Source organism: Aliiroseovarius sp. D2-2 (assembly GCF_055809455.1).
The window spans coordinates 2264582-2286256 of the sequence record NZ_CM147913.1 but is presented as its reverse complement, the minus strand read 5'-3'; the positions used below and the strand labels follow the sequence as shown (position 1 = coordinate 2286256).

21 protein-coding genes and 2 pseudogenes are annotated in these 21675 nt (G+C 56.7%); 8 read left to right on the top strand and 15 right to left on the bottom strand.

Features of this window, described 5'->3' with window-relative positions; genetic code table 11:
* Positions 1-48 precede the first annotated feature (48 nt).
* The 6 genes from AC0L6A_RS11250 to AC0L6A_RS11225 all read right to left on the bottom strand — a co-directional run bounded on the left by AC0L6A_RS11250 (position 49) and on the right by AC0L6A_RS11225 (position 4791).
* A complete protein-coding gene (locus AC0L6A_RS11250) occupies positions 49-1038 on the bottom strand; it encodes a MerR family transcriptional regulator (protein WP_473290074.1) in 990 nt (329 codons plus the stop codon).
* 62 nt (positions 1039-1100) lie between these two features.
* Positions 1101-1403: an integration host factor subunit alpha gene (gene ihfA / locus AC0L6A_RS11245; protein ID WP_473290073.1), complete on the bottom strand. Its 303-nt coding sequence runs from the start codon at positions 1401-1403 to the stop codon at positions 1101-1103.
* Between the two features lie 224 nt (positions 1404-1627).
* Positions 1628-2602, bottom strand: coding sequence for a beta-ketoacyl-ACP synthase III (locus tag AC0L6A_RS11240; protein WP_473290072.1), 975 nt, complete (start codon positions 2600-2602; stop codon positions 1628-1630).
* Entirely contained in the window at positions 2599-3687 is a 1089-nt protein-coding gene (gene plsX, locus AC0L6A_RS11235) for a phosphate acyltransferase PlsX (protein WP_473290070.1), read from the bottom strand. The genes AC0L6A_RS11240 and plsX overlap by 4 nt, the downstream gene beginning before the upstream one ends.
* 56 nt (positions 3688-3743) lie before the next feature.
* Positions 3744-3953, bottom strand: a complete 210-nt coding sequence (gene rpmF / locus AC0L6A_RS11230; protein ID WP_108856658.1) for a 50S ribosomal protein L32 — start codon at positions 3951-3953, stop codon at positions 3744-3746.
* A gap of 247 nt (positions 3954-4200) precedes the next feature.
* A complete protein-coding gene (locus AC0L6A_RS11225; protein ID WP_473290068.1) occupies positions 4201-4791 on the bottom strand; it encodes a YceD family protein in 591 nt (196 codons plus the stop codon).
* A 142-nt stretch (positions 4792-4933) separates the two neighbouring features.
* Here AC0L6A_RS11225 and AC0L6A_RS11220 point away from each other — a divergent pair, with 142 nt between their 5' ends.
* The 3 genes and pseudogenes from AC0L6A_RS11220 (at position 4934) to AC0L6A_RS11210 (ending at position 8206) form a co-directional block, all read left to right on the top strand.
* Entirely contained in the window at positions 4934-5407 is a 474-nt protein-coding gene (locus AC0L6A_RS11220; protein ID WP_473290066.1) for an outer membrane protein assembly factor BamE, read from the top strand.
* Positions 5408-5587: 180 nt separating this feature from the next.
* On the top strand, positions 5588-6328 hold the full coding sequence (locus AC0L6A_RS11215) for a GNAT family N-acetyltransferase (RefSeq protein WP_473290065.1): 741 nt from the start codon (positions 5588-5590) through the stop codon (positions 6326-6328).
* A 55-nt stretch (positions 6329-6383) separates the two neighbouring features.
* Positions 6384-8206: pseudogene (locus AC0L6A_RS11210) on the top strand (ABC-F family ATP-binding cassette domain-containing protein).
* Between the two features lie 54 nt (positions 8207-8260).
* Here the strand turns inward: AC0L6A_RS11210 and AC0L6A_RS11205 are convergent.
* From AC0L6A_RS11205 to tpiA, 4 genes and pseudogenes are all read right to left on the bottom strand, one after another.
* Positions 8261-9800: pseudogene (locus AC0L6A_RS11205) on the bottom strand (trimethylamine methyltransferase family protein).
* A 242-nt stretch (positions 9801-10042) separates the two neighbouring features.
* The gene (gene trhA, locus AC0L6A_RS11200) at positions 10043-10777 is read right to left on the bottom strand and encodes a PAQR family membrane homeostasis protein TrhA (protein ID WP_473290064.1); all 735 of its coding nucleotides are present in this window, start codon (positions 10775-10777) and stop codon (positions 10043-10045) included.
* A 146-nt stretch (positions 10778-10923) separates the two neighbouring features.
* Positions 10924-12321, bottom strand: coding sequence for a pyridoxal phosphate-dependent decarboxylase family protein (locus AC0L6A_RS11195; protein ID WP_473290062.1), 1398 nt, complete (start codon positions 12319-12321; stop codon positions 10924-10926).
* Between the two features lie 116 nt (positions 12322-12437).
* Positions 12438-13184: a triose-phosphate isomerase gene (gene tpiA, locus AC0L6A_RS11190; protein WP_473290061.1), complete on the bottom strand. Its 747-nt coding sequence runs from the start codon at positions 13182-13184 to the stop codon at positions 12438-12440.
* A 131-nt stretch (positions 13185-13315) separates the two neighbouring features.
* Here tpiA and AC0L6A_RS11185 point away from each other — a divergent pair, with 131 nt between their 5' ends.
* Entirely contained in the window at positions 13316-14233 is a 918-nt protein-coding gene (locus AC0L6A_RS11185) for an isopenicillin N synthase family dioxygenase (RefSeq protein ID WP_473290060.1), read from the top strand.
* On the opposite strand, the gene AC0L6A_RS11180 is transcribed toward AC0L6A_RS11185, so the two are convergent.
* The 5 genes from AC0L6A_RS11180 to AC0L6A_RS11160 form a co-directional block, all read right to left on the bottom strand.
* Positions 14230-14538: a TfoX/Sxy family protein gene (locus AC0L6A_RS11180; RefSeq protein WP_108856649.1), complete on the bottom strand. Its 309-nt coding sequence runs from the start codon at positions 14536-14538 to the stop codon at positions 14230-14232. The genes AC0L6A_RS11185 and AC0L6A_RS11180 overlap by 4 nt on opposite strands.
* The gene (locus tag AC0L6A_RS11175) at positions 14538-14930 is read right to left on the bottom strand and encodes a HesB/IscA family protein (protein WP_473290058.1); all 393 of its coding nucleotides are present in this window, start codon (positions 14928-14930) and stop codon (positions 14538-14540) included. Before AC0L6A_RS11175 ends, AC0L6A_RS11180 begins: the two co-directional genes overlap by 1 nt.
* 29 nt (positions 14931-14959) lie before the next feature.
* The gene (locus tag AC0L6A_RS11170; RefSeq protein WP_473290057.1) at positions 14960-15667 is read right to left on the bottom strand and encodes a DUF3307 domain-containing protein; all 708 of its coding nucleotides are present in this window, start codon (positions 15665-15667) and stop codon (positions 14960-14962) included.
* The gene (locus AC0L6A_RS11165) at positions 15664-16308 is read right to left on the bottom strand and encodes a hypothetical protein (protein ID WP_473290056.1); all 645 of its coding nucleotides are present in this window, start codon (positions 16306-16308) and stop codon (positions 15664-15666) included. Before AC0L6A_RS11165 ends, AC0L6A_RS11170 begins: the two co-directional genes overlap by 4 nt.
* A 120-nt stretch (positions 16309-16428) precedes the next feature.
* On the bottom strand, positions 16429-16794 hold the full coding sequence (locus tag AC0L6A_RS11160) for an SUF system Fe-S cluster assembly protein (protein WP_473290054.1): 366 nt from the start codon (positions 16792-16794) through the stop codon (positions 16429-16431).
* Between the two features lie 261 nt (positions 16795-17055).
* On the opposite strand from AC0L6A_RS11160, the gene AC0L6A_RS11155 reads away from it, so the two are divergent.
* The 4 genes from AC0L6A_RS11155 (at position 17056) to lon (ending at position 21631) form a co-directional block, all read left to right on the top strand.
* Positions 17056-17310: a hypothetical protein gene (locus tag AC0L6A_RS11155; RefSeq protein WP_473290053.1), complete on the top strand. Its 255-nt coding sequence runs from the start codon at positions 17056-17058 to the stop codon at positions 17308-17310.
* Positions 17311-17364: 54 nt separating this feature from the next.
* Positions 17365-18507, top strand: a complete 1143-nt coding sequence (gene tgt / locus AC0L6A_RS11150; protein WP_473290051.1) for a tRNA guanosine(34) transglycosylase Tgt — start codon at positions 17365-17367, stop codon at positions 18505-18507.
* Positions 18508-18513: 6 nt separating this feature from the next.
* Positions 18514-18999 carry a flavodoxin family protein gene (locus AC0L6A_RS11145; protein WP_473290050.1) on the top strand — a complete coding sequence of 162 codons (486 nt, stop codon included), beginning with the start codon at positions 18514-18516 and terminating at the stop codon, positions 18997-18999.
* A 226-nt stretch (positions 19000-19225) separates the two neighbouring features.
* Positions 19226-21631: an endopeptidase La gene (lon, locus tag AC0L6A_RS11140; protein ID WP_473290048.1), complete on the top strand. Its 2406-nt coding sequence runs from the start codon at positions 19226-19228 to the stop codon at positions 21629-21631.
* Positions 21632-21675: the final 44 nt, after the last annotated feature.

The window sequence follows — 21675 nt, the reverse complement described above, 5'->3', positions numbered from 1 at the left end:
TTCCTTCCGATGAAATATCCAAGTCTCCGAAACGGATCTGCGCAAGCGTCATTCAGCCCGCCCATCATCAGATGGGCCAGGGGGCATTCGCGTCGCCAAATCCTTCAATCGTGCGATCATTCCGTCAACGGCACCTTCCGGCAACGCACCGCCAGAAGACTTAAGTGCGCGCAACTTGGACGCTACGGATGCTTTGGCTGCTGCGACAAACGCATCGTCCGCAACATCAGGTGAGATATGCGAGACATCGATGGCGACAGCCGGGGCGGTTTCCGTTTGAGCGTCCGCCGAGTCAGCAGGCGGCGTGTCGTCGGCACTTTTCACCTCAGGTGCTTCCAGCTCCTCAGTTGGTGTGACCTCGACTGGTTCCTCTTCGGTTTCAGCCTCCAATGTACTTTGATCTTGGGGCGCTTCGGCGGTGGCTTGAGGCGTTTCTTCGGCACGCTTGGAAAACAGATCAGCTGCAGTATCCGCTTCGGGCTCACTGGAGGAAACGGACTGGTCCTCAGCCTCTTCCGGTGCGTCGGTCAACGTGGGCGGAACGTCCTGATCGTGCGCAACACTCGCGGCCTCGGGCACTGTTTCCTGGCTATCCGCTTGAATAGGCGCCGAAGTTTCTGCCAACTTCTGCTCCGCCGGGGCGTCAACAGGTTGCAGTGCTTCAGGCTCTGGCGCGGGAACAGGTTTCTGCGGCTCCCGTTCGGGGGCGGGTGTCAGGGACACCACATTTGATCCATCCGGGTCTCGCAGATCATCGCTATCCAACGGGGGCGACATAGCCGCCACATGTTTGACGCCGTTTTCACGCAAAAGCTTCTGAACGCCACGGATGGTCATGCCATCCTCGTGCAAAAGCTTACGGATGCCGCCAAGCAATTCCATATCGGCAGGGCGATAATAACGTCGTCCACCTGCACGTTTGACTGGTTTTACCTGCGTGAAGCGGCTTTCCCAAAAACGCAGCACATGTGTGGGCACGCCCAACCAATCGGCCACCTCGCTAATAGTGCGAAAGGCGTCGGGTGACTTTTTGTCCATGTCTCTGCCCGTTCTTATCGTTGCTTTGCTTGTGGCGGTTTCCAGTCCACAAGCGGCCTATGTCAGCGCTTGTTTCCTGCGGCGACCCGGTCTTTCATCAGATGCGATGGACGGAAGGTCAGCACACGCCGTGGCAGGATCGGCACTTCTTCTCCGGTTTTGGGGTTGCGGCCCACACGCGCCGCTTTGTCACGGACCGAAAATGTTCCAAAAGAAGAGATTTTGACACTCTGGCCACTGACCAGTGTGTCCGAGATGTGGTTCAAAACGTTTTCTACCAATTGCGCGCTTTCATTGCGCGACAGGCCGACCTCGCGAAACACGGACTCGCTTAAGTCCATACGCGTCAAAGTCTTTTCACTCATATTGTCCCCCTGAATATATTTTTTTATTGCCCATTTATTGGCGATTGGACGCCGGGCGCGTTCAGATACTGTTGCGAAGCATGGAAGCTTTGAATTTCCGAGTCAATATCAATGACTTGCGAAAGCAGAAGCTTGCCGGGGCAATTTGGGGTGGAAAGGTCAGTTTGCAGTGAAATGCAATGATCTGATCCGTGCGTAGGGTGACGTTGGGGTAATTCGCAGCCTTACCAGCGCAGAACCACAGCCCCCCAAGCCAGTCCGCCGCCGATAGCTTCGGCCACCAAAAGATCGCCATCCTTGATCTTGCCTTCGCTGCGCGCGACCGACATGGCCAGCGGGATAGAGGCCGCGGACGTGTTTCCGTGATCCTGAACGGTGACAACAACACGATCCATTGGCACACCCATCTTCTTGGCGGTGCCTTGAATGATGCGGATGTTGGCCTGATGCGGGACGATCCAGTTGATATCGTCATCCGTTAGACCGGCTTTGTCCAATGCGGCCTCGGCCGTTTCGGTCAGTTTGCCCACGGCCTGACGGAACAAGGGGTTGCCCTGCATACGCAAGTGCCCCGAGGTTTGCGTGGTCGACACGCCGCCATCCACGTAGAGCATTTCGCGCATGCTGCCGTCGGAGTTAAGATCAGCAGACAGGATGCCGCGATCTTCGTTGGTGCCAGTGCCGTCTTGCGCTTCAAGCACAAGCGCACCTGCGCCGTCGCCGAACAAGACACAGGTTGCACGGTCTTTCATATCTAGAATGCGCGAGAATGTTTCAGCACCGATAACCAAAACACGCTTGGCTTGTCCTGACACGATCAATGCGTTGGCATTGGTCAGCGCAAAAACGAAGCCAGCACATACAGCCTGCACATCAAACCCAAAGCCGCGTGTCATGCCCAGTTCGCTTTGAACCATTGTGGCCACGGACGGGAAGGTCAGGTCTGGCGTTGAAGTTGCCAAAACAATTGCGTCGATGTCGTTAGGCTTAAGCCCAGCATCTTCCAGAGCACCGCGCGCAGCGTGTGTCGCCATCTGCGAGGTGGTTTCGCCTTCGGCGGCAAAGTGGCGGCGTTCAATACCGGATCGTGTGCGAATCCATTCATCTGTTGTGTCGACAATGTCTTCGAAATACGAGTTCGGAACCACGCGTTCGGGCAGATAATGCCCGACGCCTTTGACCACGGCACGAAGTGTCATTCTGGCTGCTCACCTTCCGGTTTTTTTGTTGTGGCATCTTGGCTTGGCGCAACTGCGGATGCAACCCGAGCTGCAAGCTTCTGATTAAAGCCGCTTTCACCCAAGCGGAAAGCCAGCTTGATGGCCGCTGACATGCCCGTCGCATCTGCTGATCCGTGGCTTTTGACGACGGTGCCGTTCAGGCCAAGGAACACGCCGCCATTGTTGCGGCGCGGATCGACACGTTTGCTGAGGCGGCGCAGTGACGTCAGCGCCAGCAAAGCCGAAACCTTCGATAGGATCGTTGCGTTAAACGCATCGCGAAGCAGTCCAGACACCAAGCTTGCCGTGCCCTCTGCGGTTTTGAGCGCCACATTGCCGGTGAACCCATCCGTGACAATGACGTCGACGCGATCAGACGGAATGTCGCCGCCCTCAATGAAGCCAATATAGTCGATATCGGCGCTCTCGGCGGCGTCGCCGATCAGCTCGTGAGCGCTTTTCAGCTCTGGCCGGCCTTTATGTTCTTCAGTTCCGACGTTCAAAAGCCCAACGCGTGGTCGCGCAAGGCCCAGCCCGTTGCGTGCGTAAGACGCGCCCATCAGGGCATATTGCAAAAGGTCGGTGTCGTCGGCACGGATATCAGCGCCCACGTCCAGCATCACATTGAACCCTTCTGGGTTCCGCGAAGGCCAGAGGCAGGCGATGGCAGGGCGGTTCACGCCGGGCAATTTGCGCAGGCGGACCATCGAAAGCAGCATCAGCGCGCCCGTGTTCCCGCAGCTTACGGCCACGTCGGCTTCGCCGTTGCGAACAGCATCAATGGTTGACCACATCGAGGTGTCCTGACCATTGCGCATAACAAAGCTGGGCTTTGCATCCATCGTCACGACTTCGTCGGCGTGACGAATATCACAGACGTCAGACAATCCTTTTGTCCGGGCGACCAGTTTTTCAAGTTCGGATTTGTTTCCATGCAGAATAAACCCGATATTCGGGTTCTTGTCTGCAGACAGCGCAAGACCGGCAACGACAGCTGCCGGTCCAAGATCTCCGCCCATGGCGTCGACCGATACGATTGTGCGTTTGGGGGCGTTCATTGTCATTTTTTATCCCATGCTCGGGGATTTTCTGACATGCCCACCCGCGCGGGGCAAGTGCCTTACGCTGCGTCCTCGTCATCCAGGTCGATTTCATCGGCCATGGCGACAACTTCGCGATCATCATAGTGACCGCAAGATGGGCAAACGTGGTGGGGGCGCTTCAGCTCACCGCAGTTCGAACATTCGTTCGGGTTCGCAGCAACCAGGGCGTCGTGGGCGCGGCGATTGTTGCGGCGCGACTTGGATACTTTGTTCTGTTGGACGGCCATGGTCTCAACCTTCGATTTTGGGGGCGCATGGCCCGTTGAATTCTGAGGCTTCGAAAAGCCGGTTATCTCAATCCGTGTCTGAGTCTCGGCGCCTCATACGCGTTTTGCGGGGCACTGTCCAACCCATCTTGTGGAGGAAGGCGGAAAATACTGGGATTCGTATTTCTTGCAAGGGCTGATTTGGGTGAATCTGCCCAATATGCCCTGTTTTTGCGCTGTAACCCGTTTTGTTCTGTGATCGGGCGACTTATTCGTCGTCGTTTTCCTTGTCGCCCGCCAGCTGGTCGCGCAGCGCAGACAGGCCCGCAAAGGGGCGCGCGTCTTCATCACGCATTGGCGTTACACCGGGGGCAGCGAAATTCTGGGCTGCAAGCTCTGCACCCTCAACCCGCGGAAACAGCGGCAACGCCAAGGCAAGGGATTCGATCATCACCGTGCCCAGATCAATTTCAGCCCCGAGGATTTCCAGTGATTCATCTTCGGGCATCTCGACCTCGTCACCCATCTCAAGCTCAGGCAAGTCGCGCACCCAGCGGCGGCTTACAGGCTCTTCTAAGCGTGTAGTCACAGGCTCAAGCGTCACCACGCAGTCCTGTACAACGGTCGCGCCAAGCTGGGCTTTAAGCTGCCAGTCCGTTTTGCCGCGCGCCGAAAGCGTCCCTTTGAAACGCAGCTTTCGCAGAGCGGGCAGACCAAGGTCTTCAGCGATGGCTTTGCAATCGGCGTCTGCGGGCACTAGTTCAAACTGTGTGTCCACACCAGTAGACAGATCAGAAATGCGCAGGACATGCGAATACAGGGGCGTTTGCTGGTTCGTTGTGGGTTTGTCGGTGCTCATTGACGTTTCTCCTGACCTTTAGCGGGCGGATATGGTGGTAATCCTCACCAACGAGAAACAAGATCAGTATCGTTTCTTGAACCGTGGCCATTCCTGCGATAAGCCGATACCCAGAAGCATGGGCAGAACGCAAGGGGAGCATATGTCTTATCTTACGGATGGGCTGAAGAAAGCTGGCAAGGCCGTCGCAATGGCAACGCTTGCGATCTCTCTGGCCGCCTGTGCAGCGACCTATCGCAATCACGGATATATGCCGGTGAAAGAGGATGTAGATCTTCTGGTTGTCGGCAAGGATACACGCGAAACCGTGGCCGAGGCCATCGGCAAGCCCGGTACTTCGGGGCTTTTGGCGGATAGCGGCTACTACTTTGTGCGCTCGCGATTCGAGCATTATCTTTACAATGCGCCGAAAGAGATCGACCGTGAAGTGCTGGCCATCAGCTTCGATGGCACTGGGCGTGTCGAGAATATTGAACGTTTCGGACTTGAAGATGGCCGCGTCGTCGTGCTTGAGCGTCGCGTGACCGAAAGTAACATCAAAGGTGTTAGCTTCCTGCGTCAGCTCTTTGGCTCATTCGGGCGCATCGACTTGGCTGAGCAACTTGGCGGTGGCTAAGGATTGCAGTCATCCAAACAACAAGGCGTCGGTCATCCGGCGCCTTTTTTGTATGGGGTGGGCTGTTGCCTGCCGCGACGCACGTTTTCGCCACGTCATTTGGATGTCATGTCTTGTCGGCACAACGGGTCGACCACATATGTTAACCCAAGCAGATTACGCCATTGGCGGAGGCACGATATGCCGACACTGAACACGCCCCGGTATCGGGCACGGTTTGACGAAACGCTCGCCGACATTCGCGCAGCACAAGCGTTGCGTCACAGATGTTTCCGTACGGGCGAAGGGTCGGACAGCGACCCTTATGACGAGATTTGCCGCCATGTGCTGGTCGAGGACCAAACCACTGGAAAGCTGGTTGCCTGTTTTCGCTTGATGCCGTTTCAGAACGGGCAATCCATCGGAGACAGCTACTCTGCGCAATTCTACGAGCTTTCAGCGCTTCGCGACTATTCGGACCCGATGATCGAGATGGGGCGGTTCTGTATCGACCCGGATGCACAGGATGGGGCCGATATACTGCGCGTCGCTTGGGGGGCGATGACGCGCTACGTGGATGCAGAAAACATTGGCCTGATGTTTGGGTGCTCATCCTTCCAAGGAACGGACGAGGCGAGGTATCTGGATACGTTTGCATTGTTACGGGACCGCCACATTGCGCCAAAACGCTGGCTGCCCCGTGTCAAAGCCCCCAAGGTTTTTCGTTTTGCGCAACGTCTACGCCGTAAGCCGGATGCGAAACGCGCCATGCTGGGGCTACCACCCCTGCTGCGCACCTATCTGATGATGGGGGGATGGGTATCCGATCACGCGGTGGTGGATCATGATCTGAATACGCTCCACGTGTTCACCGGAGTGGAAATCGCCTCGGTCCCGCCAGCGCGTGCACGCCTTCTTAGGGCCGTCGCGCCCACTACCTGAGTGTCTGCCCTTACATCGCCTTGACCAGATGCGCACAAGACCGTAACCCGGCGGCATGGCACGTGTACCCCTTCTTCAAATGAACGACATCGCCCTGACCTTTGGCGGCGATCCCATTTTCAACGGCTTGGACCTTGTGGTTCAGCCCGGTGATCGCGTGGCGCTTGTTGGGCGCAACGGGTCCGGCAAATCGACGCTTGTGAAGATCATGGCGGGCATGGTCGAACCTGACAGCGGAACCCGTGTTCTGTCGCCGGGCGTGACGGTTGGCTACATGGATCAACACCCCGATTTGTCTGCGTTTGAGACTTTAGGAGAGTTTGCAGCATCCGGACTGGAACCCGGAGAGGATTACCTTGTTGAGCGTGTGGCAGAAGGGCTGAAGATGCGTTTGGACACGCCGGTTGCGACTGCATCTGGTGGTGAACGTCGCCGTGCGGCTTTGGCCAAACTTCTGGCCGAAGCGCCAAAGCTGATGTTGCTGGACGAACCCACCAACCATCTGGACATTCAGGCGATTGAATGGCTGGAAAACGAGCTAAAGCAAACGCGCGTTGGTTTCGTTCTGATCAGCCACGACAGGGCCTTTTTGCGTGCCCTGACCCGTGCAACGCTTTGGGTTGACCGGGGCGAGGTGCGCCGACAGGAAAAAGGGTTCGAACATTTTGAAGCATGGCGCGACAAGATGTGGGACGAAGAGGATCAGAACCGTCACAAACTAAACCGTAAAATCAAAGCGGAAGCGCGCTGGGCGGTTGAGGGATCTCGGCGCGTCGCAAACGCAATCAAGGACGGTTGCGTGCTTTGCAGGATCTTAAGTCCAATCGGGCCTCGCAGATCAAACGGCAGGGTGCGGCCGAAATGGCGCTTGAGGCTGGGCCCAAGTCAGGCCGAAAAGTGATCGAAGCTAAAGGAATTTCAAAGTCTTATGGCGATAAGTTGATCCTAAAACCCTTCGATTTGCGTGTGATGCGTGGGGAAACCATCGCTTTTGTTGGACCGAATGGCGCAGGTAAAACCACGCTTCTGAAAATGCTCACCGGACAGGAAGGACCTGACACTGGCAGCGTGTCCTTTGGCACCGGGATTGAGATGGCGGTCTTCGACCAGAACCGGTCAACGCTGGATGAAAATGCCAGCCTTTGGGAAAACCTGACCTCGGACCCTGAAATGAGCATCTCGGGCAAATCCGATCAGGTGATGGTGCGAGGCAACCCAAAACACGTCGTCGGATATCTGAAAGAATTTCTGTTCTCGGATGAACAGGCCCGCGCGCCTGTGCGGTCCCTGTCTGGCGGTGAAAAGGCCCGTTTGATCCTTGCCCGTATTATGGCGCGGGAATCCAACCTGCTGGTGCTGGATGAACCGACAAACGATCTGGACGTGGAAACGCTTGATCTGTTGCAAGAGCTGATATCAGGCTTTGATGGAACGGTTTTGGTGGTTAGCCACGACCGGGATTTCCTGGATCGTGTCGCCGAGCGTACCATCGCGATGGAAGGGGACGGGATCGCCACAGCTTACGCCGGTGGCTGGTCTGATTATCGCGATCAACGGCTAGATGTGTCAGAGCCAAGCCCAAAGAAAAGCGACAAAGCCAAGCCCGTTCGGGAAGAGAAACCCAAGGAACAGAAGCCCACGACAGGGCTGAGTTTCACGGAAAAACATCGGCTGGAAGCGCTTCCGGGTGAAATCGATCGCTTGATGGCAGAGATCGCAAAGCTGGAAGAGTTTATGATGGATCCTGAGCTTTTCTCGAAAGAGCCGGTGAAGTTCAAGAAAGCGTCCGAGGGTCTGGCCGAACGCCAACAAAAGCTGGCGGCTTCTGAAGAAGAATGGTTGCTTCTGGAAGAGAAAGCCGAAACTGAAGGCAGCTGATTTTTAGAAGGGACCGGGGTGACCCGATCCCTTTTTATTCATTTGGTCAGTTGCTTACCGCGGCAAGTGAATGTTGAAACGCTCACGTATTGCAGCGTCGACACGCGGATCAAGAAGCGCCTGCGATGGCTCCGCAAGGATGGTTTCTTTGCGCGCGGTGGCCGCAGACACCAAGTCAGGTTTGCCCACTTCCGCCCATTCCTTGGGCGAACAACGATCCCCAAGGTTTGGATAGACATACTCTGTCTGCATCAGGCTCAGCGTTTGATCTGCACCAAGATAATGACCGGGACCTTCCAGACAAACCGACCGCATAAGATCCAGAATCTACTGCGTCTTCCGTCACCTCAATCCCGCGTATACAGCGCAATGCCTGCCCAATGATGTCGTCGCCCAAGATCAGACTTTCATGGCAGAACCCCAGAAGGGACGCATGCATGCCGGCAGCCTCATAGACCATGTTCAAACCCGACAGCCCCGCCATCACGTTCGAGCACATCTGCTCCCACCCTGCTTGCATGTCAGGAAGCTTGGAATCGCAAAACCCAGACGCAGCGCCACCGGGAAGCCCGTAGAACTGGTGCATTTGCGAACACCCTGCGGCAAGCAAAGCCTGTTCGCCCGACCCACCCGACATTGCGCCAGATCGCAGATCGACCACAAAGGGCCATGTGCCGAAAATAGCAGGGTGACCGGGCGAGATCGCGTTGACATAGACCACGCCTGCCAGACACTCTGCCACGGCCTGCACAATCGTGCCCGCCAATGTGGGGGGCGCGGTGGCCGTCGCCATACCGGCGGACAACAACAATACTGGCATGCCGGCAGCGATGACTTTCTCCATCACTTCGCAGCTTTCGGTGGCGAATTTCATCGGAGGCACCACAAAGCAATTTGAGTTCGACACAAATGGACGCGCGCGCCATGCGTCTTCACCCCCGGCCATCATGTGCAACAGCTCGATCCCGTCTTCGACAAAATCGGGCTCAGAGAAAGACACGCCGATATGTTTCTTCGTCCCGGTAACGCAGGCATAGATCGAGTTCAGATCCATCTCGCGATTGTCCAGAATGTCTCGGCAGACCATGGGGCGTTGCAGGAAGTGGATGTTGTCCAGCTGGTCCGCAATGCGGGCCGCGTTATGCAAATCTTGCACTGTGCTGTCGCGATATTCCTTGCCGTCTGGTTCGACCACATGCACCGCCGCCCCGGCCGTGCCATAGTGAACACGGTTGCCCGATAGGTTCAGATCATGTTGGGGGTCGCGTGCGCACAGCGTGATGCCCTTGGCTGCTTTGGCCAGCATGTCTTCGACCAATGCGCGTGGGAACCGTAGACGCCCGTCATCGCCCAGAATAGCGCCCGCACGGGTCATGATGTCGATGCCCGATGGCGGCGCATCTGCCAGACCGATTTGCTCAAGCGCATCCAGTGCCGCTTGGTGGATGCGTTCCATGCCTGCTTGTGTCAGGGGTTTGTAAGCGCCGCCCTCAAGGCCTGCGCGCACGGGGCGGGATTCTTTGGCCAACGGGGCCGCACGCAGCGCTTGTCGTGCCTGCCGTCCACCAGAGCGGCGTGAAGTTTTAGTTGTCATATGGATTTGTCCTTCCTGCTGAATTGTCATGTCCTTAGAAATGACTTCAGCAGGGGCGGCCTCGTGCCGCGCGGCCACGTTCTGCGCCAATGGTGCGCACAACGATCGAGATCTTCCAATCCAGTCGATCCATTTGTTTCCTCCACAGGTTAACTATTGGAGGCGCCAGCACAGGATTCTATCCCGTTTGCGTCATGGGAAATGACGTTTTTCGGATCAGGGTTGATGAATGTAACACGCTGCTATGACCAAGCAACGATCACCACAGCGGCGTAATGCGCAGCAGCCCCAAGCAATACGTGCACATGCCAAATCGCCCGATTAAACGGCCAATGATCACGCAAATGGAACAGCGTGCCGATGGTGAACAGAAACCCACCACCCACCAGTAAGATGAGCACCCCAAGACTGACACTGGCCAGAAGCGGGCCGATCATCAGAACGCCCATCCAGCCCAGCATGAGGGTCAGCATGAAGCCTGTACGTTCGAACCGGCACAGGAAGAAGAGCTTCAGCGTCATGCCAACAAGCGCGACGGTCCAGATCAGAGCCGCCCATGCCATGCCGGTGCCGCCCCCTATCCCGATCAGCGCGATGGGCGTGTAGGTGGCTGCAATAAAAAGAAAAATCGCCGCATGATCAAAGCGGCGAAGGACAGAACGGGCAGATGTGTGAAGGGTCATGTTGTAGGCGGCGGATAGGGCGAAACTGGCGACCATCCCGATGCCGTAGACAAGAAGTGGCGGAAGACGCCCCATATCCGCATCGCCTGAGGCCCAAAGGATCAACGTGATCGATCCGATCAGCGCGGCGATCACCCCAAACCCATGCACAACCCCGTCGGCCACATATTCGCGAAACGTGAAATGCTGCCCGAAAAGATGCCGATCGGGCAGAGTGTCAGTGTGTTGGGCAGTGCAGCTGTCCGATAGGTTTTCAGCGTGACGGCCCAGAAAATGTTCACGGAACTGATCCATGTGAATACCCTCTCTCGCTTGCCTCTAATATAAGGGGCGATACAGGCTTGGGTGTGCCGGGCTTTGGTCAATAAAATGTCAGTTGCCCGTGACACCAGCCTCTTCAAGATAGAGCATAGTCATGAAAATGTAAATATTTCCTGTGGTTACAGATCTTTTGTCAGTTCTGCCAAAACAGATGGGATGGTCATCACGTCTTCTCGCGTGCAGTTGAACTGTCCTACAGACACGCGAATGACGAACTGTCCATCGTGATGGGTCTGGGTCAGATAGATGCGCCCATCGCGGTTCACGCGCTCCAGCAGCTCTGCTGATTGTGCGTCGTCACGATAGCGAAAACTGAACAGTGACAGGATTGGGGGCGTGGTGATTTCAAAGCCCGGCAGGGCGGCGATGGCGTTGCTGGCCTCATTCGCCCAAGCGACGTGATTGCGGATGCGGGCGCGCAAGCCAGACAGGCCCTCGGCACGCAAGAGGAACCAGATTTTCAACGCACGGAAGCGGCGGCCAAGGGGTAGGGTCCATTCGTTGTAGTTCACAACCTCGTCCGCGCCCTGTGTTTTCAGATACTCCGGGCGCAGTCCCATTGCCCCGATCTGCGGGCCGGGGTCACGCAGGAACTGCACGGCACAGTCGAACTGAGCGCCCAGCCATTTATGCGGGTTGAAGATGATGCTGTCGGCGTCCTCGATCCCCGCCCAAAGGTTCCGGAACTCTTCGCAGATCATTGCAGACCCTGCCCATGCCGCGTCCACATGCACGGTCAGCCCGTGACTGTGGGCGACCTTGATGCAGGCGGCAATGTCATCACATGCCCCGATTGAGGTGCCGCCGACGCAAAGCACCACACCCGCTGGCTTGCGCCCGGCGTCTATGTCTTCGCGGATCAAGCGATCCAGAGCTTTCGGGTCCATCGACCACGTGGCATGTCCGGGAATGGTGGGCACTTTCACAAGGTTGTCCTGCCCGATGCCCGACAGACGCACCGCTTTATCAACGCTGGAATGGGTTTGCGCGCTGGCATAAATGCGAAGCTGCGGCGCGCCCGACAGGCCCTTGGTGATGCCCGTATGATCCAAAGCAAGCTCGCGCATTGTGGTTACCGCCGAGAACGTGGCGGTCGTCGCGCTGTCATGAATGGTGCCGGTGAAATCGGCGGGAAGCCCCATCCCGTCGCGCAGCCAGCGGATCACTAGATCTTCCATCTCATTGGCGGCAGGGGCGGTTTGCCACAGCATGGCTTGGGCCGACATGGCGTTTGCCAGCTGTTCGGCCAGCATCGAAGCGGGGGCCGCATTTGCCGGGAAATACGCAAAGAAGCGCGGGTGCTGCCAATGAGTCATGGCGTCAGGCACAAGGCGGGTGAAGTCGTCGAAAATGGTCTCTACCGGCTCGGGGGCTTCGGGAACCGGAGCTTCGATCTTGGACAGAAATTCACCGGGGGCCAGATCTGGGCGCACCGGACGGTCGCGCAGGCCCGCGTGATAATCGCGCGCCCAGTCGGCGGCTTTCTTTTGCCAGTCGGCCAGATCGTCATAGTTCATCACGGGCTCCCATAAATAACAGTTGCGATGTTAAATAAATGTAGCGGACTGTCAAGTTGCAAAAACCCCAGCGCTGGGCCGGGGTTTTCTTTTTGTACAGATTGGGTCCACAGACGTCAGGCCGCGCCCAATGCGGTGATGATCTGGCCGAAATCATCGGCCTTAAGGCTTGCGCCACCGACCAAGGCGCCGTCCACGTTGGACACGTCAAAGATATCGGCCGCATTGCTGGGTTTGACCGAACCGCCATAAAGAACGCGGGTGGAACGCCCGACACCTTCGCCGAACCGGCGTTCAAGGCGTGCGCGAATGAAGTCATGCACGTCGCCGATTTGGTCCAGCGTTGGCACCTTGCCGGTACCAATGGCCCAGATGGGCTCATAGGCAACGATAAGGTTTTCGCCGGTCACTTCATCCGGGATAGACCCGGCGAGTTGTCCGCCGATAATATCGAGCGTGTTGTTGGCTTCACGCTCTTCCAAGCTTTCGCCACAGCAGATGACAACCTTCAAACCAGCTTTGATCGCGGCTTTGGCCTTAAGCCGCACGTCGTGGTCACTTTCGTTGTGGTCTTCACGGCGTTCCGAATGACCAAGAATAACATGTGTCGCGCCCGCGTCTTTCAGCATCTGGCCCGAGATGTCGCCAGTATGTGCGCCGGTCTCGGATTGATGGCAATCTTGCCCACCAATGGCGATAGAGGGGCCCGACATCTCAGCCGCACGGTGGATCAGCGTCGCCGGGGGGCAGATCAGAATGTCGCAATTTGCATCTGCAAAGCTTTGCGCCAAAGCGCTCAACTCGGCCAGATTGTCCTGGATGCCATTCATTTTCCAGTTGCCAGCTGCCATCTTGCGCCGCATGTCGATCTCCCTTTTCAAGTTACGCCCGTTTTCCGATGCAGGGCACGAGGCGTCAAGCCCTGCGGCCATTTTGCGATTGATCCGTGGGGCCTGTGATGTAGAAGCGGACAAGTTTATCTGCGAGGCCCAAAATGATCCCCAGACTGGATGCTGCCCTGATCGATGCCCGTGACCCCGCCACGATGCAGGAGCTTCTGCGCGGCGTGCAAGAGGTTGGGTTTCTGACCGTTCACAACACGGCCATCAGCAACGAAGAACTGTCCGCAACAATCGCGATGTATCGTGATTTCTTTCACCAGCCCAAGGGCCTGAAGGAAGCTGTCAACATGGCCAAGACCGGTGCCAACCGTGGCTGGGGCGCTGCCGGAAGCGAACAGGTGGACCCGGATGCCAACCCGGACTTCAAAGAGGTGTTTGATTGCGGCTTTGAACTGGCTGCTGACGATCCTTTGCGTGCCGAAAACCTGTTGGTCTATGGCGACAACCAATGGCCAGAGCTTGAGGGCTTCCAAGAAGCCATCCAAGCCTACTATTCCAAAGCGCTGGGCGTCGCGATGGGTGTGCTGCGCGGTATTGCAGCCGCAATCGGCGAGGATGAGACCTATTTTGATGCAGCCTTTACCCGCCCCATGGCGCTTTTGCGTGGAAACTACTATCCGCCGCGCCCTGATTGGGCAGGGGATAAGGATTTCGGCATTGCGGCGCACACGGATTACGGCTGCGTGACGTTGCTGGCATCCGACGGTGTGGCCGGGCTTGAGGTTTTGGGGGCGGATGAGACTTGGTTGCCAGTTGATGCGCCCCTTGGGGATTTTGTCATCAATTTCGGCGAGATGCTTGAAATGTGGACCGAAACCCGAGTGAAAGCGACGCTTCACCGCGTTGTGGGGTCCGGGGATGAACGGATTTCAGTTCCGATGTTCTTCAATCCCAATCACGATACGAACGTGGCCCCTAAAGGCGCGGATCACGTCATTCTGGCTGGCGATCACATGAAGAAGCGGTTTGATGAAACCTATCTGCACCTGATGGCGCAGAACGCCTCTTAAAGCGCGTCCAGCGCGCGGCGGGCCCAATCGGTCGCAAGTTCGGGGTCGTCCAAAGCGTCTTCGGGCAAGGTCCAGTATCCCATGGTTTTGCCGCCCATCCCAAAAATGCGACTGCCCGCGTCGGCCATTGCGTCTGCAAATGCGCCTTTTGCCTTTAGGAAGACCTCGCCCTCGCTGGACAGGATCGCAAAGACCTGCCCGTCGCAGTAAAACGTGGCGCCGCCCATCATCTTGCGATGCGTCAGCGGACCAAGGCCGGAAAACAGCTCTTTGACGAAAGCGATGTCGCTGTCCGTGACAGCCATCAGAATTTAGGAGGGGCGTTCAGATCCGCGGGTGCTGCTGACAACGTGTCGTCGAATTTGATCGATTCACCACAGCCGCAAGCCTCGGTCACGTTGGGATTGTTGAACTTAAAGCCGCTTTCCAGAAGCGATACTTCATAGTCAATCTCGGTCCCGAACAGGAACATCTGCGCCATTGGGGCGATCATCACCCGTGCGCCACCTTGTTCGACCACCTCGTCATGGGCTTCAACGTCGTCCACATAGTCCATCGTGTACTCCATCCCCGCACAGCCGCCTTTCTTGACGCCAATACGCAGGCCTTTGTGGCCGTCTTTTTCCATCAGCCGGGCAATCTGAGCCTCGGCCGCTGGGGTCATGGTGATGGGTGATTTGCCGGGAATGCCGAACATATGTGTGATCCTTGTCGCTTGTCCCTAATTTAGGGAAGCCAAGCGGTAATCTCAAGCGGTGGAAATAGGGAAAGCAGTCCTTGGGTGGCAAAACCCGCCAGGATCGCCCAGCCGAAACTGGCCAAGGTGCCAATGATCACATATTCGGCAGTGCGTTGATCTCGGCTGGCAGTACCAAAGCGCAAGATGGATTTGGCAGCGATCAAGAAGCCCACACCAAGGGGTAGGTTGGCGAGGATCAGGACAAAGACCAATCCACGTTCCAACACACCAATGGTCCAGCCACCGCCCTTTAGCCCGTTGTTGCGGATGCGCATCGAATGCGGTTGCATAAGCAGCCCAACGGCGAACCCACCCGCGCGCGTGGCAAGGATAAACCCCGTGGCCAGCGCCATAAGGGGCAGGGCGGTGTCGGGCCATGTGCCCCAAAGCGTTGGGGCATAGGCGGCAAGAGCTGCAAGAGACAGCAGATGCGCCGCCTGATCCCACAGATAGCCCGAGAGTTTCCGAAACCCGCCAAACTGCTTCATCCAGTCGATGATCAGATGGACGAGAGCAAGCCCCAACAGCTCGGGCGCGTCATAGACGCCCAGCGCGGCCTGTGCGGTGATCAGCACGATCAGCGCGTGAAGCAGCAAGACCGGGAAACGGTGCTTGTTGTCGTTGATCCATTTGGTTTGGAACACGAAATCGGCCAGCACATGGGCAAAGAGGAGAGCTGTGAAGGTTTCAATCATTTTGGACCTATGGCTTCAATTTCAGCGAGAGAGAATAGAATAGCCTCGCTTCCAGCTCCGTCTAGTGCCTTGCTCACGGCCTGTCGGGTTTTGCCCAGAGAACGGGCAATTTGAGAATGGCTGGGCTGCTGAGCCGGTGTCAATGCAAGGAGCATTGCCGCAGATTGAGCGGGGGTCCAACTTTGTGAGATGTGATCCGCCAACGCAAATGCAGCACCAGTTGTTCCGCTCATCTGGTGATATAGTTTCATACTCGCGGCCGAATTTTTTAGTGCATCTAGAATTCGACCACTCGTAACAAATACTCCCTCCGACGCGGCATTTAGATCGGTACCCTGCGGAACCGGTCCCGCTTCCCCGTCAGCCACAGCCATAAACGTCGAAAACTCTTTTCCCTCACAGCGCAGCGCGGCTCGAAAGGCGAGCGCAGACCGCAAGGCCAGTTCCGGGCGGGCGAGCCTGACTTGCCACCCATCCCCGCGTTGCCGTGTGAAATGTAGATCTTCTCCGTGCCAATCGGCTTGAACCTCTGCCGAGACGGACAGCGCGTCGAACGCCCGTTCCAAATCAGCCGGCTTCATCTGGGTGGACCCGATGATGTCCCCGGTCAGGACAGCGATATGTGTGTGTTTGTCAGTCATGTTGCAACCATAATAGGTTGCGATTGTCGAAATGCAACCTTTTTTGGTTGCGTTTCACGTTGTGCAACCTTTTTCGGATGCGTTCTGCATTGCGCAACCCAAATAGGGTGCGCTGGGCGTTTACATAAAGCCCAGCTCCAAACGTGCTTCGTCTGACATCATTTCCATGCCCCAGGGCGGTTCCCAAGTCAGTTCGACATTGACCTGTTTCACACCTGCGACCGGTTCAATCGCTTCGACCAGCCAGCCCGGCATTTCGCCCGCAACCGGGCAGCCGGGGGCAGTTAGGGTCATGATCAGGTCGACCTCGTTCTGGTCATTGATTTCAATGGTGTAAACAAGACCAAGATCGTAGATGTTCACCGGAATCTCGGGGTCGTAGACCGTGCGGCAGGCGTCAACCACCGCATCATAAAGCGGGTGTTCTACGCTGGACGGCTTGATCAGAGGTTCCCCTTCGATCCGGGTATCGGCTGTGTTGGTCATGTCTGTCTCATTCTAATCCTGAGCAAACATATAGGGTTCACGCGTCCAGAGGTCCAGAGCCGCAATGTGCCACATGGTAAATAGACCAAAGAGATGCTAATATATCCACATTAAGAAGTCCGTATGGACTTCAGCTTTATATTGACGAAGAAGTGGCAAATTTTCGCCATAGTTGTAGGTCAATTCTGGCTGGACGACTAAGCACTTTCGATTGGTGCAATCGTTTACGGGTATAGGGGATTAAAAGGGGATCGTGGCGGCATGACCACGGATATTAAAGGCTCTTCTGGTAGAGGGGCTGTTGAAAAAAATCGGATTGATCAATTGTCGGAAGCGGCGCAGATGGTTCAGGACTTTACCTATGACCTTGCGGCCTATCTCGATCCAATTACGACAACTGAGTTGATGTTGACCAGCAGAAGGCTGGAACGTCTGGCAGATCGCCTTTCGAAAGAACCCGGTGTGCTGGCTGCGTTGTCCAAAATGGACGACGTTGGAGCAGGCACTGAGGGATAAGGCCGTCTGACAAAAGCTCTTGGCTTTCGGGCTGTGTTGGGTCACATCTCGGCCATGACTGATCAAAGCACGAAAAACTTCTCGTATACGCTCAAGGCGACTGATGGGCTGGCACGCACCGGCGTGATCTCAACGCCTCGTGGTGACATCCGCACACCGGCTTTCATGCCAGTAGGCACAGCGGCTACCGTCAAGGCGATGATGCCCGAAAGCGTTGCCGCTACGGGTGCCGATATTCTGCTGGGCAACACCTATCACCTGATGCTGCGTCCCACAGCGGAACGGATCGACCGTCTGGGTGGGCTGCACAAGTTCATGAATTGGGACAAGCCGATCTTAACGGATAGCGGCGGATTTCAGGTGATGAGCTTGGCAAGTCTGCGCAAGTTGACCGAGAAGGGCGTGACCTTCAAATCGCATATCGACGGATCCAAGCACGAGCTGACGCCGGAACGATCGATGGAAATTCAGCGCCTGTTGGGGTCGGACATCGTCATGTGTTTCGACGAATGCCCAGCACTGCCAGCAGATCGCGACCGGATTGCAGAAAGCATGCGCCTGTCCATGCGCTGGGCCGAGCGATCACGAGACGCGTTTGGGGATCGGCCGGGATACGCGCTGTTTGGTATCATGCAGGGCGGGCTGGAGCGTGATTTCCGCGAGGAAAGTGCGGAAGCTCTGAAGGCCATCGGCTTTGAAGGCTATGCCATCGGCGGTTTGGCCGTGGGCGAGGGGCAGGAGGCAATGTTTGACTGTCTCGACTTCGCGCCGGGTTATCTGCCTGAAGACAAGCCGCGCTATTTGATGGGTGTTGGCAAGCCAGACGACATTGTTGGCGCTGTGAAACGCGGTGTGGACATGATGGATTGCGTGCTGCCGTCACGTTCGGGGCGTACCGGTCAGGTCTGGACACGTATGGGCGTTCTGAACATCAAGAACGCGCGCCACCAAGATGATCCGCGCCCCATTGACGACACCTGCAGCTGTCCTGCCTGCTCCAACTACTCGCGCGCTTATCTGCATCACGTCTTCCGCTCGAACGAGATGATTTCGGGCATGCTGCTGACGTGGCACAACCTGCATTACTTCCAAGAGATTATGCAGGGCATGCGGGATGCGATTTCCGAAGGGCGTTTCGACGCGTGGGAGGCTGACTTTCACGCCGGGCGTGCCCAAGGGGATATTGATCCGCTATAAGGGGATATGGCTGAGCTTCTGATCATATGGCATTCGCGTACCGGGGGCAGTCAACAGATGGCAGACGCGGCCTTTGACGCGGCGCGCACTGAAGGTCCAGCGCGTATGTTGCGCGCCGAGGACACCCAGCCAGACGATCTTCTGGCTGCATCCGGGTATCTGTTCTGCGCGCCCGAAAATCTCGCCAGCTTGTCAGGGCAGATGAAAGAATTCTTCGACCGTTGTTATTATCCGGTGTTGGGCAAGATCGAAGGCCGACCCTATGCACAGATGATATGTGCCGGATCAGACGGGCAGGGCGCGGCGCGTCAATTGGCACGGATCGCAACGGGATGGCGGCTACGCGAAGTGCAGCCGGCATTGATGCTTTGCACCCATGCGCAGACGCCAGAGAAGATTCTCGCGCGCAAAAAACTGACCGATGATCAATTATCGCCATGCCGCGAATTGGGGGCCGCATTGGCTGCCGGACTGTCGTTGGGCGTCTTTTAGGGCGGCTTGGCCCGTATTTCCTGTGGATATCCTTTTCTGACGTCTTGTGGAACCTCGCACAGACCGTCACAATGCTGCGAAAGACTGGCCGACAGGTGGTTGAAACCCGCTGATCATACCCCCAGATAGGCGTGACCGGCCTTTCATCTGAAGGCTGACAATCCGGAGGCGATCCGAGCTGCCGCAAAGCGGGGCCGCATCACCTGCCCAATAACAAGGATTACCCATGAGTGAGCAACTGAGCCAATCCTTCCCGGTCCTCCCGCTGCGTGACATTGTGGTCTTCCCACATATGATCGTGCCGCTGTTTGTAGGACGCGAAAAAAGCGTTCGCGCGTTGGAAGAAGTGATGGCGGATGACAAGCAGATCCTGCTGTCCAGCCAGATTGATCCCGCCATTGACGAACCCGATGTTGAAGGCATCTACGAAGTTGGCGTCTTGGCCAATGTTCTGCAATTGCTGAAGCTGCCCGATGGTACTGTAAAAGTGCTGGTCGAAGGCCAGTCGCGTGTGCGCATCACCGACTATGTGGACAATGCAGATTATTTCGAAGCCTTTGCGGAAATCATTGATGAGCGCCCCGGCGACCCGAACGAGATCGAAGCACTTCTGCGCTCGGTTGGGGACGAGTTCGAGCGTTACGCCAAGATCAAGAAAAACATCCCGGAAGAGGCGCTGGCCGCCGTGTCCGAGACCCGCGCGCCCGATAAACTGGCTGACCTGGTCGCCGGTCATCTGGGTGTGGAAGTGGACCAGAAGCAGGAGCTTTTGGAGACCTTTGTCGTGTCTGAACGGCTTGAGAAAGTCTATGGCCTGATGCAGGGCGAAATGTCCGTTCTGAAGGTCGAAAAAAAGATCAAGACCCGTGTGAAATCCCAGATGGAGCGCACCCAGCGCGAGTACTATCTGAATGAGCAAATGAAGGCCATTCAGAAGGAATTGGGTGATGGCGACGAGGGCCAGAATGAACTGGCCGAGCTGGAAGAGAAGATTGAAGAAACCAAGCTTTCGAACGAAGCGCGTGAAAAGGCAGATGCTGAGCTGAAGAAGCTCAAGAACATGTCGCCCATGTCGGCGGAAGCCACAGTTGTGCGCAACTACCTTGACTGGATGCTGGGCCTGCCTTGGGGCAAGAAAAGCCGCGTGAAGAAAGACCTGAACAACGCTCAAAAGGTGCTCGACGCGGATCACTATGGGCTTGAGAAGGTCAAGGAACGCATCGTTGAATACCTGGCAGTGCAGCAACGCTCGAAAAAGCTGAAAGGCCCGATTATGTGCCTTGTTGGCCCTCCGGGTGTTGGTAAAACCTCGCTTGGGAAATCGGTTGCCAAGGCGACGGGGCGCGAGTTCATTCGCATCTCGCTGGGTGGTGTGCGGGACGAAAGCGAAATCCGCGGTCACCGCCGGACTTATATTGGGTCCATGCCCGGTAAGATCATTCAGGCGCTGAAAAAGGCGAAAACCACGAACCCGCTTATCTTGCTCGATGAAATCGACAAGATGGGTCAGGATTTCCGTGGCGATCCCGCCTCTGCGATGCTGGAAGTGCTTGATCCAGAACAGAACTCGACTTTTGTGGACCACTATCTTGAGGTGGAATATGACCTGTCGAACGTGATGTTCCTGACCACGGCGAACTCCTACAACATGCCCGGCCCGCTTTTGGACCGGATGGAGATCATCACGCTGGCTGGCTACACCGAAGACGAAAAGCGCGAGATCGCGACCCGTCACCTGTTGGCGGATACCATCAAGGACCACGGCCTGAAGCAGGGCGAGTTCTCGGTCTCGGAAAGCGCTTTGACGGATATGATCCGCTATTACACCCGCGAAGCCGGGGTGCGGAACCTGAAGCGCGAGCTTGCGAAACTGGCCCGCAAGGCGGTGACCAAGCTGGTGAAGAAAGAGGTCGAAAGCGTCGAGATCACACCAGAGCTTCTGGACGACTATCTGGGCGTGCGCAAACATCGTTTTGGATTGGCTGAAGACGCCGATCAGGTGGGTGTCGTAACGGGTCTGGCTTGGACCAGCGTTGGCGGCGATCTCTTGTCGATCGAAGCGCTGCGCTTACCGGGTAAGGGCCGTATGAAGACCACCGGGAAACTGGGTGACGTCATGAAGGAATTGATTGATGCGGCCAGTTCCTATGTCCGCTCGATTGCGCCTGAAATCGGTGTGAAGCCGCCCCAGTTCGAAAAGTGGGACATCCACGTGCACGTACCAGAAGGTGCGACGCCGAAAGATGGTCCTTCGGCGGGTCTTGCGATGGTAACATCCATCGTGTCCGTGCTGACTGGCATTCCGGTGAAGAAAGACATCGCCATGACGGGCGAGGTTACGCTGCGCGGTAATGCGTTGGCCATTGGCGGCTTGAAAGAAAAGCTGCTGGCGGCGCTGCGTGGAGGCATCAAGACCGTGCTGATCCCGGCAGAGAACGAAAAAGATTTGCGCGAGATCCCGGACAACGTGAAAGAGGGGCTGACAATCATCCCCGTAAGCCATGTGTCCGAAGTGCTGGAACATGCATTGGTGCGCAAACCGGAAGCTGTCGAATGGGATGAAGCGGCGGAAGAAGCTGCAGCCAAAGCCCTTGCGAAAGAGGCAGGAACCTCGGGCGCGACAGCGCACTAAAGCAGCTGATAAACTGAATTAAAGGGCGTGGCAGTGAATGCCGC

What these genes read in the sequence shown, in the direction of transcription:
- AC0L6A_RS11250 (WP_473290074.1), bottom strand. Translation starts at nt 1,038, where the DNA reads ATGGACAAAAAGTCACCCGACGCCTTTCGCACTATTAGCGAGGTGGCC.
- ihfA (WP_473290073.1), bottom strand. Translation starts at nt 1,403, where the DNA reads ATGAGTGAAAAGACTTTGACGCGTATGGACTTAAGCGAGTCCGTGTTT.
- AC0L6A_RS11240 (WP_473290072.1), bottom strand. Translation starts at nt 2,602, where the DNA reads ATGACACTTCGTGCCGTGGTCAAAGGCGTCGGGCATTATCTGCCCGAA.
- plsX (WP_473290070.1), bottom strand. Translation starts at nt 3,687, where the DNA reads ATGACAATGAACGCCCCCAAACGCACAATCGTATCGGTCGACGCCATG.
- rpmF (WP_108856658.1), bottom strand. Translation starts at nt 3,953, where the DNA reads ATGGCCGTCCAACAGAACAAAGTATCCAAGTCGCGCCGCAACAATCGC.
- AC0L6A_RS11225 (WP_473290068.1), bottom strand. Translation starts at nt 4,791, where the DNA reads ATGAGCACCGACAAACCCACAACGAACCAGCAAACGCCCCTGTATTCG.
- AC0L6A_RS11220 (WP_473290066.1), top strand. Translation starts at nt 4,934, where the DNA reads ATGTCTTATCTTACGGATGGGCTGAAGAAAGCTGGCAAGGCCGTCGCA.
- AC0L6A_RS11215 (WP_473290065.1), top strand. Translation starts at nt 5,588, where the DNA reads ATGCCGACACTGAACACGCCCCGGTATCGGGCACGGTTTGACGAAACG.
- trhA (WP_473290064.1), bottom strand. Translation starts at nt 10,777, where the DNA reads ATGGATCAGTTCCGTGAACATTTTCTGGGCCGTCACGCTGAAAACCTA.
- AC0L6A_RS11195 (WP_473290062.1), bottom strand. Translation starts at nt 12,321, where the DNA reads ATGAACTATGACGATCTGGCCGACTGGCAAAAGAAAGCCGCCGACTGG.
- tpiA (WP_473290061.1), bottom strand. Translation starts at nt 13,184, where the DNA reads ATGCGGCGCAAGATGGCAGCTGGCAACTGGAAAATGAATGGCATCCAG.
- AC0L6A_RS11185 (WP_473290060.1), top strand. Translation starts at nt 13,316, where the DNA reads ATGATCCCCAGACTGGATGCTGCCCTGATCGATGCCCGTGACCCCGCC.
- AC0L6A_RS11180 (WP_108856649.1), bottom strand. Translation starts at nt 14,538, where the DNA reads ATGGCTGTCACGGACAGCGACATCGCTTTCGTCAAAGAGCTGTTTTCC.
- AC0L6A_RS11175 (WP_473290058.1), bottom strand. Translation starts at nt 14,930, where the DNA reads ATGTTCGGCATTCCCGGCAAATCACCCATCACCATGACCCCAGCGGCC.
- AC0L6A_RS11170 (WP_473290057.1), bottom strand. Translation starts at nt 15,667, where the DNA reads ATGATTGAAACCTTCACAGCTCTCCTCTTTGCCCATGTGCTGGCCGAT.
- AC0L6A_RS11165 (WP_473290056.1), bottom strand. Translation starts at nt 16,308, where the DNA reads ATGACTGACAAACACACACATATCGCTGTCCTGACCGGGGACATCATC.
- AC0L6A_RS11160 (WP_473290054.1), bottom strand. Translation starts at nt 16,794, where the DNA reads ATGACCAACACAGCCGATACCCGGATCGAAGGGGAACCTCTGATCAAG.
- AC0L6A_RS11155 (WP_473290053.1), top strand. Translation starts at nt 17,056, where the DNA reads ATGACCACGGATATTAAAGGCTCTTCTGGTAGAGGGGCTGTTGAAAAA.
- tgt (WP_473290051.1), top strand. Translation starts at nt 17,365, where the DNA reads ATGACTGATCAAAGCACGAAAAACTTCTCGTATACGCTCAAGGCGACT.
- AC0L6A_RS11145 (WP_473290050.1), top strand. Translation starts at nt 18,514, where the DNA reads ATGGCTGAGCTTCTGATCATATGGCATTCGCGTACCGGGGGCAGTCAA.
- lon (WP_473290048.1), top strand. Translation starts at nt 19,226, where the DNA reads ATGAGTGAGCAACTGAGCCAATCCTTCCCGGTCCTCCCGCTGCGTGAC.